Genomic DNA, 14,862 nt, shown 5'->3' with positions numbered 1-14,862 from the left:
AAATATTTTCTGCGTTTTACGTATGCGGAAGAGGTATCTTTAAACCGGACACCCGTCAAAGAACAAACGATCTGCAGTGTGGATCTTGGCATCAATACGGATGCGGTCTGTACCATCATGCGTCCAGACGGAACTATCCTGGGAAGAAAGTTTATTAACTTTCCCAGTGACAAAGACCGGATGTACCGTGTGCTGGGACGGATCCGAAGATTTCAGCGGGAACATGGATCGCGTCAGGCGCAGGGAAGATGGGCATATGCAAAACGTCTGAATATAGAGCTTGGCAGAAAAATTGCAAAGGAAATCGTTTTTTATGCATCAGAAAAAAAGGCAGATGTGATTGTTTTCGAATATCTGGAAATGAAAGGAAAACTTTCCGGGAAGAAAAAGCAGAAACTGCAGATGTGGAGAAAACGGGATATCCAGAAACGATGCGGACAGCAGGCACATAGAAAAGGAATACGGATTTCCCGAATCTGTGCATGGAATACGAGCAGGCTTGCGTTTGACGGATCTGGAAAAATTGACCGTGATATACAGGATCACCGTCTGTGTACCTTTCAGAATGGAAAGAGATATAATTGTGATTTATCTGCCTCGTACAATATTGGAGCAAGATATTTTATCGGTGAAATTTTAAAACCCTTACCGGCAACGGGAAGGTCTTTGCTGGAGGCAAAAGTTGATGCAGTAAAGCGTAGAACCTCATGTTTTTATGCGGATTTGAGAGACTTAATTTCAGAAATGGAACTGCGACAAGCAGCATAAACACAGGCAGATATACCGTGGACTACCTGTTATGTGGAGCCCTGCCGTATCCGGCATGGAAGAAGCACATATCTGTGCAAAATCTAAATAACAGGCGTATCCGCCGATATTTTGTCTGCCGCTTAAAGCGGCCGGAAGCACGTGACTTTAGTCATGTGAGGTTCACGGAAGAGATGATGATATTGACTGGTGAGGGATGGGGAAAACAGTCTTTAGGGTACTTTTTTCAGGAAGTTCACAAAATAGGTAACTGTTTCATTTGATAAATATAGTATATTCTGGAAATGTGTTCTGTGTGTGGTGAGAAAATTAAGGGTTTCTAAAATAATGAACATTATATTGACAGAAATACTCCGGGGAAAAATAAAAATCCCCGGAGTATTTTTACGTGTTTCTATCTAAAAGCACCATCAAAAATCATATCAGCAAATCTTACATTCCGGTCACTCACCGCACCAGACAATTCAAACATTCCTTTAGTACTATCTGTGACAATCAAAGTCAAGGTATTTTCATGAAAATAGAATTTCCATGTTTGTGAATGCCCGGTTTCCTGCCAGCATATAGTCAAAAGAAGGGTACTCTGGTCTACCCAACTGTGATGGGCAGCATATTTCCAAATACGGTTTCTCTGTTCGTCTCCAATAAGTGGGCTATTTGACGGAATTTCAATTGCATATGTGGTTTCTCCAAACAAATCAACAGTACAGGAACTGTGAATAGTCTGCATTTCATCGATTACAAACTCCATACGGCTGTTGCCAATTTCAAAGCGAAGAGTATGTTTTTCATCTGATGTACGACTGCGTAAATCAAATTCTTTTCCCTGAAGCATATGCATTAGATAAGAAGCACTCGGCGAATATACAACAGGAGTTTCCCACTGGTTCATTACGTTTTTCATGTATTGGTAACACCATGCATCACGAGGTTTCGGCTGCTCAGTTATGTTATTAAGGATATACTTTTCAATCAGAGGGAAAATTCTGCTTCCATCCGTTTCTTCAGCAGTAGTTGTAATAACCATATCCATTTTCGGAAATACCATGCAATACTGGCCAAATGCTCCATCAGCACGATAGCTCCCCGGACTGTTCTCCCAAATTTGATATCCATAGTGGCGGCCCCATCCGGCACATCCCTGCACGTTTGTGGAAATGTGGGGGTATGATGCCTCCGTAACCCATTCTTCCGTGAGAATGCGTATGCCATTGTAAACACCTTTATGTAAGTACAAAAGTCCCAGCTTTGTGAGATCACGTGGAGCAATCAAAAGCCCCCATGCTCCAGTGTTAACATCTCCATGTTTATCCCAACTGACATCTGTAATCTCCATAGGATCAAATAGATGCTTCTGTAGCCAATCTTTCAGGCACATGCCAGTCACACGGCTGATAAGTTCTGACAGCATATAAGTTCCTCCGGAATTATAGACAAAATGAGTTCCTGGCTCATATACTATTTTTCTGGTAAAAAAGATTTCCGGCCAGGGTCTTATGCCATTGCACATATCTCCCACTGTATCCACGCCATGACCCGTACTCATAGTCAAAAGATGGCAAATTTTTATGGTACGGGCTGCATCATCCATGTCCAAATCTCGACATTCCGGAAAATAATCAAGAAGGAAATCATCTACCCGCAACAAACCTTCTTTTACCGCAATCCCTATAGCCGTGGATGTAAATGTTTTGCTTACGGAATATACCAATCTTTTATCAAGTGCACAAAACGGATATTTGGAAACTTCTGCTATCGCTTTATCATGGCGAACAATATGAAGAGTCCGCAATTTATAATTTATTTCATCACATTCTTTCAGAAACTGGGCAATAGCTACAGAGGAAATGCCTACATCTTCAGGAATATAAAATTTATTGAATAATTGTGTCATTAGAATTCTCTCCTTTATTGAGTATTTCTCAATTTTATAACTTCTTCATCTGGATTCATAAAGTTACTAATCAAAACTAACAAAATGCTACAGACCAAAGGAACGACTGCATATCCGCATCTTTCAGCAAACAGGGTGACAGAAGATTGTGCAATGCCATTATTTGCAGCCTGAGCGTCATATTTACACAGAGACAAAGTGTGTGTCTGGTCAATGATAAAACCGCTTGAAAATTCTGTCACTGCGTTGATAATACGTCCGGCAGACATCATAAAAGCAATAAACGACATGGACAACAGCAGATTGTCGGTCAGATACAGTGTTAAAAAGAACCAAGAATACCACCCAGACAATTAGATCCACAGCCAAAAAGTGCGTATCCAAACATTTGAGATTTTGCAATCTCTCCATTATTCTTATCTCTCATTGTGATAATCCTCCAAGATTATTTTAAGTTTTTTACGCGCGCTTTTACTTATCTGAAAGATATCATAGATAGTATATTGTAAGATATAGGAGAATTAACCTTTGAATTTAGTAATATTGACCAGTCATTTTTATAACACTCGTTTTATAGTAACTCATTAACTAACGTACCTTGAAAATTTCATATAAGACAACAAATATTTCATATTAGTAGTGTTTTCCATTAACATACATTCAGATTCTTTGTTACTTTTTTAGCTGTTTGCTGAAAGTAAGGTGCACTGATCCAGACTGTCCAGATATGCTGACAGTTTCTTAAAATTCAATGCCGCAAGTTTAATTCCGAACCGAAGCTTTGTGGCTAAAAGTCCTCTGACCGGCATTGCCCTGTCTGCTTGATATAGCTGCAGCTTTTCGGGGCATTTCCGGCAGGACAGCTGATAACCCTGGTCCCTTCTTCTGTGAATAAGAAATTATTCATTCTTAGCAAAAGACATGGGATCACCTCACAAATAATCTGAGATCATTATACCATTTCCTGACATAAATTTGTTGTTTTGTATGAAATTTTCAAGGTTCGCACGGGTGTACCTTTTGCCCCCCCTAATCATAAAATGGATTTTTTGTTATCATTTTTCTATAATTTCCAGGGGTTTTCGAATAATATTTTTTAAACTGAGCGATAAAACTTCCCTCATCCGAAAAGCCCACCTCCTGAGCGATTTCAGAGATCCGTGTGTTTGTGTCCTTAAGCAATTGTTCTGCATGAATAACCCTGCACTGTGTCACATACTGATTAAATGTCATACCTGTATTTTTTTTGAATAAACGGCAAAAATATTCTTTGGAGAAGAAAAAACGTTCTGCTACTTCACTGGTCTTGAGATTGCTGCTGTAGTTTTCATGAACATAATTAAGAACATGTTCAAAACGCTGAAAACTTTCCGAACTTGTCGCTTCGAACTTTTCCCGTTTCATACAACATTCTGTTGCAAGAATATACACAATTTCACAAATTTGTTTGATTGCATAAATATTCATATATGCTGCATCTTGTGTTTTACATTTCTTATTCATTTCTTCAAGAAGTAACTGTATCTTCCGTTCTGCCATATTGTTAAGAATAAAGTAACAGTTATCATAATCTGGAATCACTTTTTTTAGAAAATCGTAGCTGATTTGTATCGTAACCCCTGTAACGCAGATCCCGCCCTGTGGAAAAAAAGGGATAGACGAATGGACTTCTCTGCTGTTTATCACAACAACATGTGAAGGCGTTACATCTTCAATTCTTCCATTTATAAAGAAGCGGGAAGAGCCTTCAAAAACCGTATTTATTTCCAACTCTGGATGCCAGTGACTTTTTATGATTGCACTGTCCGCCCGGGTATGGCGAATCAATCGTCCAGGAACGATTCCGTTTAGTTTTACTTTTTCATAAATTCCATAATCTTTCATTCGTTATACCTCCCTGTCTGGATTTCAATCAAATAGGAGAGAGTGATTATTTTCCGTCATCAATAAACGTAGTACGCATTTCTGTATCCCATAGAGATATGTGTAGTATTCTCATTGCGAGAACTCATGTAAAGTATATCAGATTAATTTAAAAATGTCTAATAAGTATGATATGGGTGTCAAAACACTCGTTTTATAGTAACTCATTAACTAACGTACCTTGAAAATTTCATATAAGACAACAAATATTTCATATTAGTAGTGTTTTCCATTAACATACATTCAGATTCTTTGTTACTTTTTTAGCTGTTTGCTGAAAGTAAGGTGCACTGATCCAGACTGTCCAGATATGCTGACAGTTTCTTAAAATTCAATGCCGCAAGTTTAATTCCGAACCGAAGCTTTGTGGCTAAAAGTCCTCTGACCGGCATTGCCCTGTCTGCTTGATATAGCTGCAGCTTTTCGGGGCATTTCCGGCAGGACAGCTGATAACCCTGGTCCCTTCTTCTGTGAATAAGAAATTATTCATTCTTAGCAAAAGACATGGGATCACCTCACAAATAATCTGAGATCATGATACCATTTCCTGACATAAATTTATTGTTTTATATGAAATTTTCAAGGTTCGCACGGGTGTACCTTTTTTTACAAAAATGATTAGTCAATATTTCTAAATTTAAAGGTTAATTCTTCTATATCTTCCAATATACTATCCATGATATCTTTTAGATAAGTAAAAACGCGCGTGAAAATCTAAAATAATTTTGGAGAGTTATTGCAATGAGAGACAAATAATAGAGGTATTGTAAAATCTCAAATGTTTGGCCTTATAGTAGGACTTTCTAAGAATATAGGGAGGAATAACATGAAAAGGAAGAAAATTTTAGCTCTGCTTATGGTAGCAGCACTCTGCGTTGGAACAGTGGCAGGATGTGGCTCCAAGGATACGGAAAGCAGTAAGAGCGAAAGCAGCAAGAATGAAAACAGCGAGAGCAGTACTGGGGACAGTAAGGATGATTTGTCACCTATAACTTTCAAGTACTACAATGCAGACGGAAAAAATGGTAACTGGGAAAATCCTGTTGCTCAGGCGATTACTGAAGCCACAGGTGTGACTTTGGATATTTCCTATCCGGTATCCAGTACAGGCGATCCTGACGAGGATATATCTTTGATGATTGCTGAGGACAAATATCCAGATATGATTTATGCTAAGCAAAGTGTAAACAGTCTGTATGAGGCAGGTGCACTTATTGATATGACAGATCTGATCGAGGAATATGGTCCAAATATTAAAAAAATGTACGGCGATGAGTTTGAAAAGCTGAAATGGGGTTCTGGAGATGAAGGAATATATCAGCTTTCTTATGCTGGTGTAGGATACCAGATTTTGGCAACCGGAGGAAACTGCCAGATACAGTACGCAGCTCTTAAGGAAAATAATTATGAATATCCTAAGACTCTGGAGGAGTATGAAGCCCTGATCAAGCAGTACCTGGCAGCACATCCTAAAACCGATGATGGTCTGGATACCATTGGTATTTCCATGAGTGCTGCTGACTGGCACTGGCTCATTACACTCAGTAATCCCGCTGGATTTATTGCTGATGGTGCACCGGATAACGGTTCCTGGCTTGTTGATGATAACTATAACTGCATTTATAAGCATGTGAGTGATAAAGAAAAAGAATATTTCAGATGGCTGAGTCGTATGTATGATGAGGGAATTCTGGATCCAAACTTTGCAACACAGACAGATGACGATTACATTGCAAAGCTTGCCAGCGGACGTGTTGTAGCTATTACTGATGCACTTTGGCATTATGGACAGGCGGAAGCAACATTGAAAGCAGAAGGAAAACTGGATAAAACATATTGTCCGCTTCCTGTGACAATTGATGCTGAGACGAAGGCACCCACACTGATGTATCAGGGTCTTCAGGTTGGATACGGACTGGCAATCACAAAGGACTGTGAGGATCCGGTTCGTGCAATTAAATTCCTTGATTATCTCTGCTCCGATGAGGGTGCAGTACTTTACAAATGGGGTGTTGAAGGAGAAAACTATTTTGTAGATGAGAATGGAATGAGATATCGTACGGAAGAAGAGATTGCAAAAGCAAGTTCTGATCCGGATTACGGAAAAAATACTGGTATTGGCAATTATACGGGATTTCCGATTTATGGAGACGGTGCAGTGGATGAAAATGGTAATCCTTACACACCTGTTACGAGAGAATCTGTAATTGCAGAGTATAACGAGGAGCAGAAGGCAGCTTGTGAAGCATGGAATGTAGAGATGCTGACCGATATCTTCCCGCAGCCAGATGAATTCGAAACACCGCCGTATTCCCCACTTTGGGCATATGCGACACCGCAGGAGATTACGAACAATGTGGAAATTCTGAATGAGATTGCATGGCCGGGACTGATTAAGTGCGTAACAGAAAGTGTAGATAATTTTGATGCAAACTGGGATAAGCTGATTGCGGATTATGAGGCTAATGGATTGGAAGAAACAGAACAGATGATGACAGATTTCCTGGCAGAAAAAATTTCATAAACAAAAATATGGAAACTGATAAAGGGACCTGATTCGTAAGGAGTCAGGTTCTTTTCATAAATGGATAAGAGGGGAATAGAAATGAAAGGCAGGGAAAAAATATGAAAAGTAATACGATATATCCGCCGATGTCCGAACGTGAGATCAGCGGTGCTGCAATATCGAGAGAAGCGGCGACGCAGGGAATGGTACTTTTAAAAAACATAAATGGGGTTCTTCCGTTAAAGGGCAGGGGAAAGATTGCCTTGTTTGGAAACGGAGCTGCCAGAACAATCCGCGGCGGAACGGGATCGGGAGATCCTTTTAACGGCGGTCTTTCCGGCGGTGGTGATCAGGATGTGGATCAGTCTCTGCGTTATCATATTAATATTCTGAATGCTATGGAAACAGAAGGTTTTGAGATTGTGAACCGGGAACAGCAGATGGCGTGGGCCAGATGCTATGATCTGGCCAAAAGAGAGATGAAGGACCAGGTCATGAGTGTTTTTGCGTTTCCGGAGGAAACGCTGACAACAGAAAAACTGGAAGAATATGCAAAAGAAACAGAAACTGCTATTTGTGTCATTTCGAGAAATTCCGGTGAGGGAAATGATCGTTTCATGAAAAAAGAAGTATCCATTGGGGATAAAAAGTATGAAATTGGAGATTACAGGCTTTCTGCAGTGGAGATGGATAATCTTAAAAAGCTGCGGTCAGCTTTTTCCTCATTGGTACTGGTGCTGAATGTTCCGGGCTCCATATCGGTGCAGGATCTGGAGGCGGCTTGTGCGGATGCTATTCTTCTCATGGGGCAGGCAGGACAGGAGGGAGGAGCCGCCGTTACCGATATTCTCACAGGTAAGGCAACACCGTCAGGAAAGCTGACCGCAACCTGGGCAAAAAAATATGAAGATTATCCTACGGCAGGCAATTTCCTTCAGGATTTTAATAAGGCAGTATATACGGAGGGAATTTATGTAGGTTATCGTTACTTTGATACATTTAATGTTGAGCCGGGTTATCCTTTTGGTTATGGACTCTCCTATACGACATTTGCACTGGGAAATCTGGAGGCATCGCTGGATGAGGATACACTGGTTCTTGGCGTAACAGTAGAAAATACAGGAGCGTTTGCCGGACGTGAAGTTGTGCAGGCATATGTTTCTGCACCGGTATCGGAGATGGATATGCCGGAACAGGAGCTGAAAGGTTTCCAAAAAACGATGTTACTGGCACCGGGCGAAAAGGAAGATATCAAAATCCGCATACCGCTGCGTAATCTTGCATCTTATAGTGAAAATGCAGGAGGTTATATTCTGTCAAAAGGAGATTATGGAGTGCGTATCGGTACTTCTTCCAGAGATACAAAACCGGTGTGCAAGATTCGGCTGGAACAAACTGCTTTGACAGAACAGGTATTGGTGGAGCTTCCGTTAACGGAAACTTTGGAGGAAAAGAAGGGGTTAACTGACCGAAAGGATGAAACTATATGGAAGGATGTACCGGTTCTTCTGGCTGTGCAGATACCGGAAACGCTGGATTCGCGTTCAGCCTATAGCGATGAAAAGGTGGTTACATATGCGACAGATACCAGCTATCAGCCGGTTATGCCTTACGAAACAGTACGGTATGTGGAAAAGAAAGAATGGAAGCTGAATGATGTGGCTTCGGGCAGAGTGTCAATGGAAGAATTTGCCGCACAGCTTGATGCTGCACAATTGGCGGATCTTTGCTGTGGTACAGGCTGGGGTGTGCAGGATGAGAACAATCCTGTGATTGGAGCCAGTTCGGAATCTGTACCTGGAGCGGCAGGGGAAACAACACACGCACTGGAAAGTTATGGTGTTTCTTCTATTGTATTGGCAGACGGTCCGGGCGGTGTGCGTATCACACAGCAGTTTGAGGCAACCGATCTGGAATCGGGGGAAAAGAGGCAGGTATACCATTACTGTACGGCATGGCCGGTGGGTACGCTTCTTGCTCAGTCTTTTGATCCGGAAATTTTGGAACAGGTAGGATGCGGAATGGCAGCAGATATGCAGGCAATGCGGATTGATTTGCTTCTGGGACCAGGAATGAATATTCAGCGTGATCCTATGTGCGGACGAAATTTTGAATATTTTTCTGAAGATCCTCTCATATCTGGAAAGATGGCGTCAGCAATGGTACGCGGTCTTCAGAGCCTGCCAGGAGGAGGTGGATGCATTAAGCATTATGCAGCTAATAATCAGGAGACGAATCGGAATGCTGTGGATTCTGTGATTGGTCAGCGGGCACTGAGGGAGATTTATCTGGAACCCTATAAAATTGCTATTCAGGAATCTCAGCCGTTGTCTATCATGAGTTCCTACAATCTGATCAACGGTGTTCCTACAGCAGATAGTTATGACTTATGTACGGATCTTGCCCGCGGAGAATGGGGATTTGAAGGTCTGATCATGACTGATTGGAACGGAGGCAGCAGTACACCCTGGAAATCCATGCATGCCGGAAATGATTTGATTATGCCGGGAGGAAAAGGAAGGGCCATGAATATTCTTCAGGCTGTGAGAACAGTTATGCCGGAGTTTGATGAACGTGGGCAGGTAATTATGGTGCAGGAAGTACCATTTGCACCGGTTTTCGCAGCCCGCTGGAATTCCTTTACGGTTGATCCGGAAGGACCGGATACAGTCATGGCACCGCTGGGTGAAGGACATACTGCCGAGATGAAGGATGGAGAGATTTTGGTTGATGGGGAAAAAGTCTACATGCAGGCAAATGATATGAAAACATTTTTCAATGATCCGGCAAGTTTTGTGCCAAAGATATGCCCGGCCAATGAGAAAGTTGCTTTTATTTTAGATGATGGCAGAGCAATCGGGTACAAAGGACATTTGGATAAGAAACCTCGTCTGTGTCTCGGAGATGTGCAAAGATGTGCAGTCCATAATCTTCGGATCATTCTGAAATGTATGGGATTATAGTAGATGGGTATCAACAATTATTGCATAATGAGGTGAAAAAGTTTAGAAAATGAGAGGATGACTGAAGCTGGAAAAGAGATTGGATATGAAAATACGGAAAACTTTTTTCGTGTGTTTAAAAAGCATTATCATATGACTCCCTCTCAGTATCGGGCTGCAATACAGGAAGAGACCAATATGCAAACTGTATGTGGAGATAGAGATGTAATAAAACGGTAACAAAAAAATGACAAAATGGTAATGAAATAAGATATACATAAAATTACTAAAGAAAGGTGGAATACAAAATGGGAAATTGTTTTTACTGTAGTAAGGCAGAACCGGTAGTTCAGACTAAGGCGGGTAAGATACGGGGATTTAAGATGAATTCTACATACACTTTCCATGGCATCAAGTATGCTGATGCTGATCGCTTTCAAATGCCAAGAGAGGTAAAACCATGGAAAGGTATTAAAAATGCTCTGGCCTACGGTTATGTGTGCCCTATGCTGATGCAGGATCATCCGTTGATGGAGGTTATGATCCCACATCGTTACTGGCCAATGGATGAGAATTGCCAGTATCTGAATATTTGGACACAGAGTCTGGATCCGGAAGCAAAAAAACCGGTTATGGTATGGTTGCACGGAGGTGGATTCTTTGCAGGCTCATCCATTGAACAGGTGGCGTATGAGGGAGATCATCTGAGTGAGTACGGAGATGTGGTTGTCGTGTCATTGAACCATCGTCTGAATATTTTGGGATATCTTGATTTATCTGCTTATGGGGAAAAATACTACAATTCTGCTAATGTGGGAAATGCAGATATGGTCGCAGCCCTTCATTGGATTCAGGACAATATTGCTGGTTTTGGCGGAGATCCAGGTAATGTAACCCTGTTTGGTCAGTCCGGTGGTGGAATGAAAGTTTATTCCCTGATGAATACACCGGCTGCAGAAGGTTTATTCCATAAGGGGATTATCCAGAGCGGCGTAATAGAAGAAGGTAAAAAAGAGGCAGAGGATGACGGTACCGCAATTGTGGAGGCCCTTCTGACGGAATTGAAGTTGGAATCCGTTGAGGATTTGGAAACGATTCCTTACTATTTCCTTGCGGAAGCATATAACAAGGTGTCACCCAAGCTGCAGGAGAAAGGACTCTACGTGGGAGGAGAGCCGAGAGCAAATTCATGGTATGCCGGTGATCCGCGCAGAGTAGGATTTACCGATGGAGCAAAAAAGATTCCGGTGATAGTGGGTAGCGTTTTTGGAGAATTTGATTTCAAGCCGGTTCTGGAGAATAGGGATGAACTGACCCGTGAGGAAACGATGAAACTTCTGGAAAAATGCTTTCAGGAGGATGCAGAAGAGATTGCAGCAGAATTCGAAAAAGCATATCCGAATAATCGCCTTGTAGATGTTCTGTCGCTGGATTATATTTTCCGTTATGCATCGAAAGATTTCATTGCGAAGAAGTCAGTACATAAGGAAGCTCCCGTATATTCCTACATGTTTAATTATGAATTCCCATATGAGGGAGGAAAACTGGCATGGCATTGCTCTGAAATCCCGTTTGTTTTCCATAATATTGACCGAATTCCTATCTGCAATGTGCCGGGAGAAACAGACCGCCTGCAGGAGAGAATATGTGGTGCCTGGATAAACTTTGCGAGATACGGAAATCCTTCCGTTCCTTCTCTTCCGCAGTGGCCGGTATGTGAGCCAGGTAAAGAGGCAATTATGATTTTTGACAATATCTGCGAAGTTAAAGATAATTATGACCACAGGCTGATGGAGCTTCTTGTTAAACATGCTCCGGCATTTACTGTACCATTAGATGAGGATGCAGAAAATGTATTTATGCACTGATGCGGAAAGGATGGAATGCATATGGCAAAGCTGACTACATATCAGGTGACGGAGATTGCAAAAGACACCTGGGTTATCAATGAGGCTGGTATGACAGCCATGTTTTTGTTAAAAGGTACGGAACGTGCATTACTCATCGATACGGGTGTCGGAATGACAGACCTGAAAAAGCTGATTTCCTGGCTGACTCCGCTTCCCTATGATGTAGTGCTGACACATGGACATCCGGATCATATCGGAGGAGCTGCTCAGTTTGAAGAGGTATATATTCACGAAAAAGATGAGGATAGTCTTAAACCGATAAATTATGATAGCATCGCAGATTATGTGGAACTTTTGGGAAATATGGGAGCTTACGATGTGTATGACTGTAGCCCTGCGGATATCCGGCGGATACAAAAGATGCCAAAATGTCTTCCTTTGAAGGAGGGGATGGTGTTTGAGCTGGGGGGACGCAGTATCGAGGTAATTGAGACACCGGGTCATACATCGGGAGGCTGTTGTTTCCTTGATCGGAAAGAGCGAATCCTGTTTTCTGGAGATGCCTGCAATGGTAATCTGCTCTGCAGAGACAGTATTAATACACTATTGGGAGCTCTGGATAAAATCAAGTCCTATGAAAGTGAATTTGACCGCAATTTTAATGGCCATGTGGGATATGCGGGAATGCCTTTCGTTGGTTCCATGGATCATAGCATCATGAATACAGCGATACGCATCTGTGAGAATATCCTTTCAGGAACTGCGAAAATCGAGGATGGCGGTAAGAATGCGTTTGACGGAGATTGCAAGGTTGCGACAGACGGAAGAATCCGTATTGTATTTTCCCCAGACAGACTGATAGATGAAGGTGAAATTCCAGTAAGATAAACACAACAGACTCCGCTGGGGTTAACTTAAGCCTGAAAGCCTTGAAATCAAGACCTTTGGGCTTTTTATAAGTGTGCCATCAAGGCAGAATCTCCGGTTCTGGTGGCTTACAGTACCATAGAAATGATGAGGTAATAAGAATGAAAAAATATTTTTTGTATTTTCTTGGTTTGAATTTAATAGCTTTTGCTGTTGTATTAAATGTTCGCTTTGATTTAGGAGTTGCTGCTTTTAGTTCTGTGATGTATTCAATATCACAAATCTATAACATTTCTTTAGGAACAGCTTCTATTATCTGTTACTTAATATTTGTTATTATTCAATGTATTTTATCCAAAAAGATCACAGTTACTTTTATTTTAGAAATTCCGTTATCGTTTGCTTTTGGTTGGTTGACTGATTTATATGATTTTATAATTCCTACATTATCGTTAAGTTTATACTTAAGGGTTATTTGTTTTATTATGACGATGTTCATTACTGCAATGGGCGTATTTTTAAGCGTGAAAACAAATCTTATTTTAACACCAACTGATGGTATTGTAAAAACTATTTCAGAAGTCTTCTCTTTTCCTTTTTCAATAGTGAAAAATACTTTTGATATTACACTTGTGTTTGTCACTATTATTTTATGTTTAATTAATCATACCCATTTTTATGGTCTTGGTATAGGAACCATACTGACAGCCTTATTTATAGGAAGAATTATTAATATTTATGAAAAAAAGATACAGTTATCTTTTTAAAGGTGGCAATTGGGTATTACGATGCTAAACTGTTGCTGGAAGCATCGAAGGAGACACGGATCCATATGCAGATGGTCTTTGCCTTGTTAATGGGGCTTAGCCAACCTTGATCATAGCGCACAATAAAACACTTGCAGCACAGCTGTATGGTGAGTTTAAGGAATTCTTCCCGGAAAACGCAGTGGAATACTTTGTCTCCTAGTATCTTGATATTAATTTGCATACCATATATTGATTTGGAAAGGTAAAATAATACTATATAAAGCATAATAAACGATGCGTTAAAAGTAAATGGACATGATGGATTGGCTATAACGGTGAACAAAATTCGTCGAAGAAAGTAGTAAAATTGATACATGGAAAATACTGATTGAGAAACGAAGGTAAACTGGTTATAATAAAATCAAGAAGAAAGATTTGTGAATCGAGAAACTTATAGTATTATCAGCAGAAAATGAGGTGATGATGTATGCCAAAGATTATGCAGGATTTAATTAAACAGTATGTGGAAGAGGTCAAGAAGATTTATGGTTCCCATGTACGTCAGATAATCCTTTATGGTTCTTATGCAAGGGGTGACTTCCGTCCGGATTCTGATGTGGACATTATGATTCTGGTAGATATGTCAGATCTGGAATTAAAGGCATATGCACAACAGCTCTCGTACATGACCTATGACTTTAATATGGATCATGACACGGATATTAAGCCTATTGCAAAAAGTGAAGCACATTTTAACAAGTGGATTGTGAACTATCCATTTTATTCCAATATTCATAAAGAAGGGGTAGTTTTGTATGGAGCAGCATAATCAGGAAATCGGTACTAGACGGGATCTGGTGTTATATCGTCTGGAAACAGCCCGAAATGATCTGAAATCAGCAAGAGCATTATTTTCTATTGAAAACGGCGCGTCGCATTCTCGTTACTTTAGCCTGCAAATAAAAAGTCAATACTAAAATTGAAGAAAGTTAAAAAACTTTACAGGTTAAAAATTAGGCATTAAAATAAGGCCACCACAACCAGTGCTGGTCTGAAAGTAAAAGTTTTGAATTAGCTTGGATCAGGAAGAACAGAAAGATATTCTTTCACTCGTCCATAGTATATTCTGAGAAATTTATTAGCACCTGCAGTCATATAAACATAGTAAGGCTTACCCTGGGTGCGTTTTCTGTCCATGAATTGATATACAGGATCATCCTGAGGCATGGTTTTGATAAGAACATCCATTGCTTGAAAAAGAGTCTTTCTTAAATTTGAAGATCCACGTTTAGATGTTGGGACGCTTTTTGGGGCATAGGAACCAGATTCGTTTACCCCAGGATCAACTCCGGCGAATGCAGTA

The 14,862-nt window shown here is 40.7% G+C and carries 10 protein-coding genes and 2 pseudogenes; 9 read left to right on the top strand and 3 right to left on the bottom strand.

Annotated elements, in window-relative coordinates; genetic code table 11:
- Positions 1–768 (top strand): annotated as a pseudogene (locus tag DW769_RS16995) (IS200/IS605 family accessory protein TnpB-related protein); the annotation flags it as partial.
- A gap of 394 nt (positions 769–1,162) precedes the next feature.
- Here DW769_RS16995 and DW769_RS15580 read toward each other — a convergent pair.
- On the bottom strand, positions 1,163–2,662 hold the full coding sequence (locus DW769_RS15580; protein WP_118750614.1) for a serine hydrolase domain-containing protein: 1,500 nt from the start codon (positions 2,660–2,662) through the stop codon (positions 1,163–1,165).
- Positions 2,663–3,691: 1,029 nt separating this feature from the next.
- Positions 3,692–4,546 carry an AraC family transcriptional regulator gene (locus tag DW769_RS15575; protein ID WP_117510987.1) on the bottom strand — a complete coding sequence of 285 codons (855 nt, stop codon included), beginning with the start codon at positions 4,544–4,546 and terminating at the stop codon, positions 3,692–3,694.
- A gap of 865 nt (positions 4,547–5,411) precedes the next feature.
- Between DW769_RS15575 and DW769_RS15570 the strand changes: the two genes are divergently transcribed.
- The 8 genes and pseudogenes from DW769_RS15570 to DW769_RS15540 all read left to right on the top strand — a co-directional run bounded on the left by DW769_RS15570 (position 5,412) and on the right by DW769_RS15540 (position 14,328).
- A complete protein-coding gene (locus DW769_RS15570) occupies positions 5,412–7,109 on the top strand; it encodes an extracellular solute-binding protein (RefSeq protein ID WP_055220729.1) in 1,698 nt (565 codons plus the stop codon).
- 101 nt (positions 7,110–7,210) lie between these two features.
- Positions 7,211–10,054: a beta-glucosidase gene (locus tag DW769_RS15565; RefSeq protein ID WP_118750613.1), complete on the top strand. Its 2,844-nt coding sequence runs from the start codon at positions 7,211–7,213 to the stop codon at positions 10,052–10,054.
- A 57-nt stretch (positions 10,055–10,111) separates the two neighbouring features.
- On the top strand, positions 10,112–10,273 hold the full coding sequence (locus DW769_RS17470; RefSeq protein WP_118697880.1) for a helix-turn-helix domain-containing protein: 162 nt from the start codon (positions 10,112–10,114) through the stop codon (positions 10,271–10,273).
- A 68-nt stretch (positions 10,274–10,341) separates the two neighbouring features.
- Complete coding sequence (locus DW769_RS15555; protein WP_118697879.1) at positions 10,342–11,901, top strand: carboxylesterase/lipase family protein; 1,560 nt, start codon at positions 10,342–10,344, stop codon at positions 11,899–11,901.
- A gap of 21 nt (positions 11,902–11,922) precedes the next feature.
- Positions 11,923–12,771: an MBL fold metallo-hydrolase gene (locus tag DW769_RS15550; protein WP_158555036.1), complete on the top strand. Its 849-nt coding sequence runs from the start codon at positions 11,923–11,925 to the stop codon at positions 12,769–12,771.
- A 140-nt stretch (positions 12,772–12,911) separates the two neighbouring features.
- Entirely contained in the window at positions 12,912–13,517 is a 606-nt protein-coding gene (locus tag DW769_RS15545) for a YczE/YyaS/YitT family protein (protein ID WP_117510997.1), read from the top strand.
- Between the two features lie 100 nt (positions 13,518–13,617).
- Positions 13,618–13,716 (top strand): annotated as a pseudogene (locus tag DW769_RS17350) (DEAD/DEAH box helicase family protein); the annotation flags it as partial.
- 270 nt (positions 13,717–13,986) lie between these two features.
- The gene (locus DW769_RS15540) at positions 13,987–14,328 is read left to right on the top strand and encodes a nucleotidyltransferase domain-containing protein (protein ID WP_055220717.1); all 342 of its coding nucleotides are present in this window, start codon (positions 13,987–13,989) and stop codon (positions 14,326–14,328) included.
- Between the two features lie 242 nt (positions 14,329–14,570).
- On the opposite strand, the gene DW769_RS15530 is transcribed toward DW769_RS15540, so the two are convergent.
- A partial coding sequence (locus tag DW769_RS15530; RefSeq protein WP_147398867.1) for a transposase occupies positions 14,571–14,862 on the bottom strand: 292 nt, incomplete at its 5' end.

Source organism: Blautia sp. AM29-29, assembly GCF_003480555.1.
Lineage (GTDB): Bacteria > Bacillota > Clostridia > Lachnospirales > Lachnospiraceae > Fusicatenibacter > Fusicatenibacter saccharivorans.
This window is presented reverse-complemented; position numbering and strand designations above follow the sequence as displayed.

Excerpts from the sequence above, each read along its gene's own strand:
- DW769_RS15580 (WP_118750614.1), bottom strand. The coding sequence starts at position 2,662 with ATGACACAATTATTCAATAAATTTTATATTCCTGAAGATGTAGGCATT.
- DW769_RS15575 (WP_117510987.1), bottom strand. The coding sequence starts at position 4,546 with ATGAAAGATTATGGAATTTATGAAAAAGTAAAACTAAACGGAATCGTT.
- DW769_RS15570 (WP_055220729.1), top strand. The coding sequence starts at position 5,412 with ATGAAAAGGAAGAAAATTTTAGCTCTGCTTATGGTAGCAGCACTCTGC.
- DW769_RS15565 (WP_118750613.1), top strand. The coding sequence starts at position 7,211 with ATGAAAAGTAATACGATATATCCGCCGATGTCCGAACGTGAGATCAGC.
- DW769_RS17470 (WP_118697880.1), top strand. The coding sequence starts at position 10,112 with ATGACTGAAGCTGGAAAAGAGATTGGATATGAAAATACGGAAAACTTT.
- DW769_RS15555 (WP_118697879.1), top strand. The coding sequence starts at position 10,342 with ATGGGAAATTGTTTTTACTGTAGTAAGGCAGAACCGGTAGTTCAGACT.
- DW769_RS15550 (WP_158555036.1), top strand. The coding sequence starts at position 11,923 with ATGGCAAAGCTGACTACATATCAGGTGACGGAGATTGCAAAAGACACC.
- DW769_RS15545 (WP_117510997.1), top strand. The coding sequence starts at position 12,912 with ATGAAAAAATATTTTTTGTATTTTCTTGGTTTGAATTTAATAGCTTTT.
- DW769_RS15540 (WP_055220717.1), top strand. The coding sequence starts at position 13,987 with ATGCCAAAGATTATGCAGGATTTAATTAAACAGTATGTGGAAGAGGTC.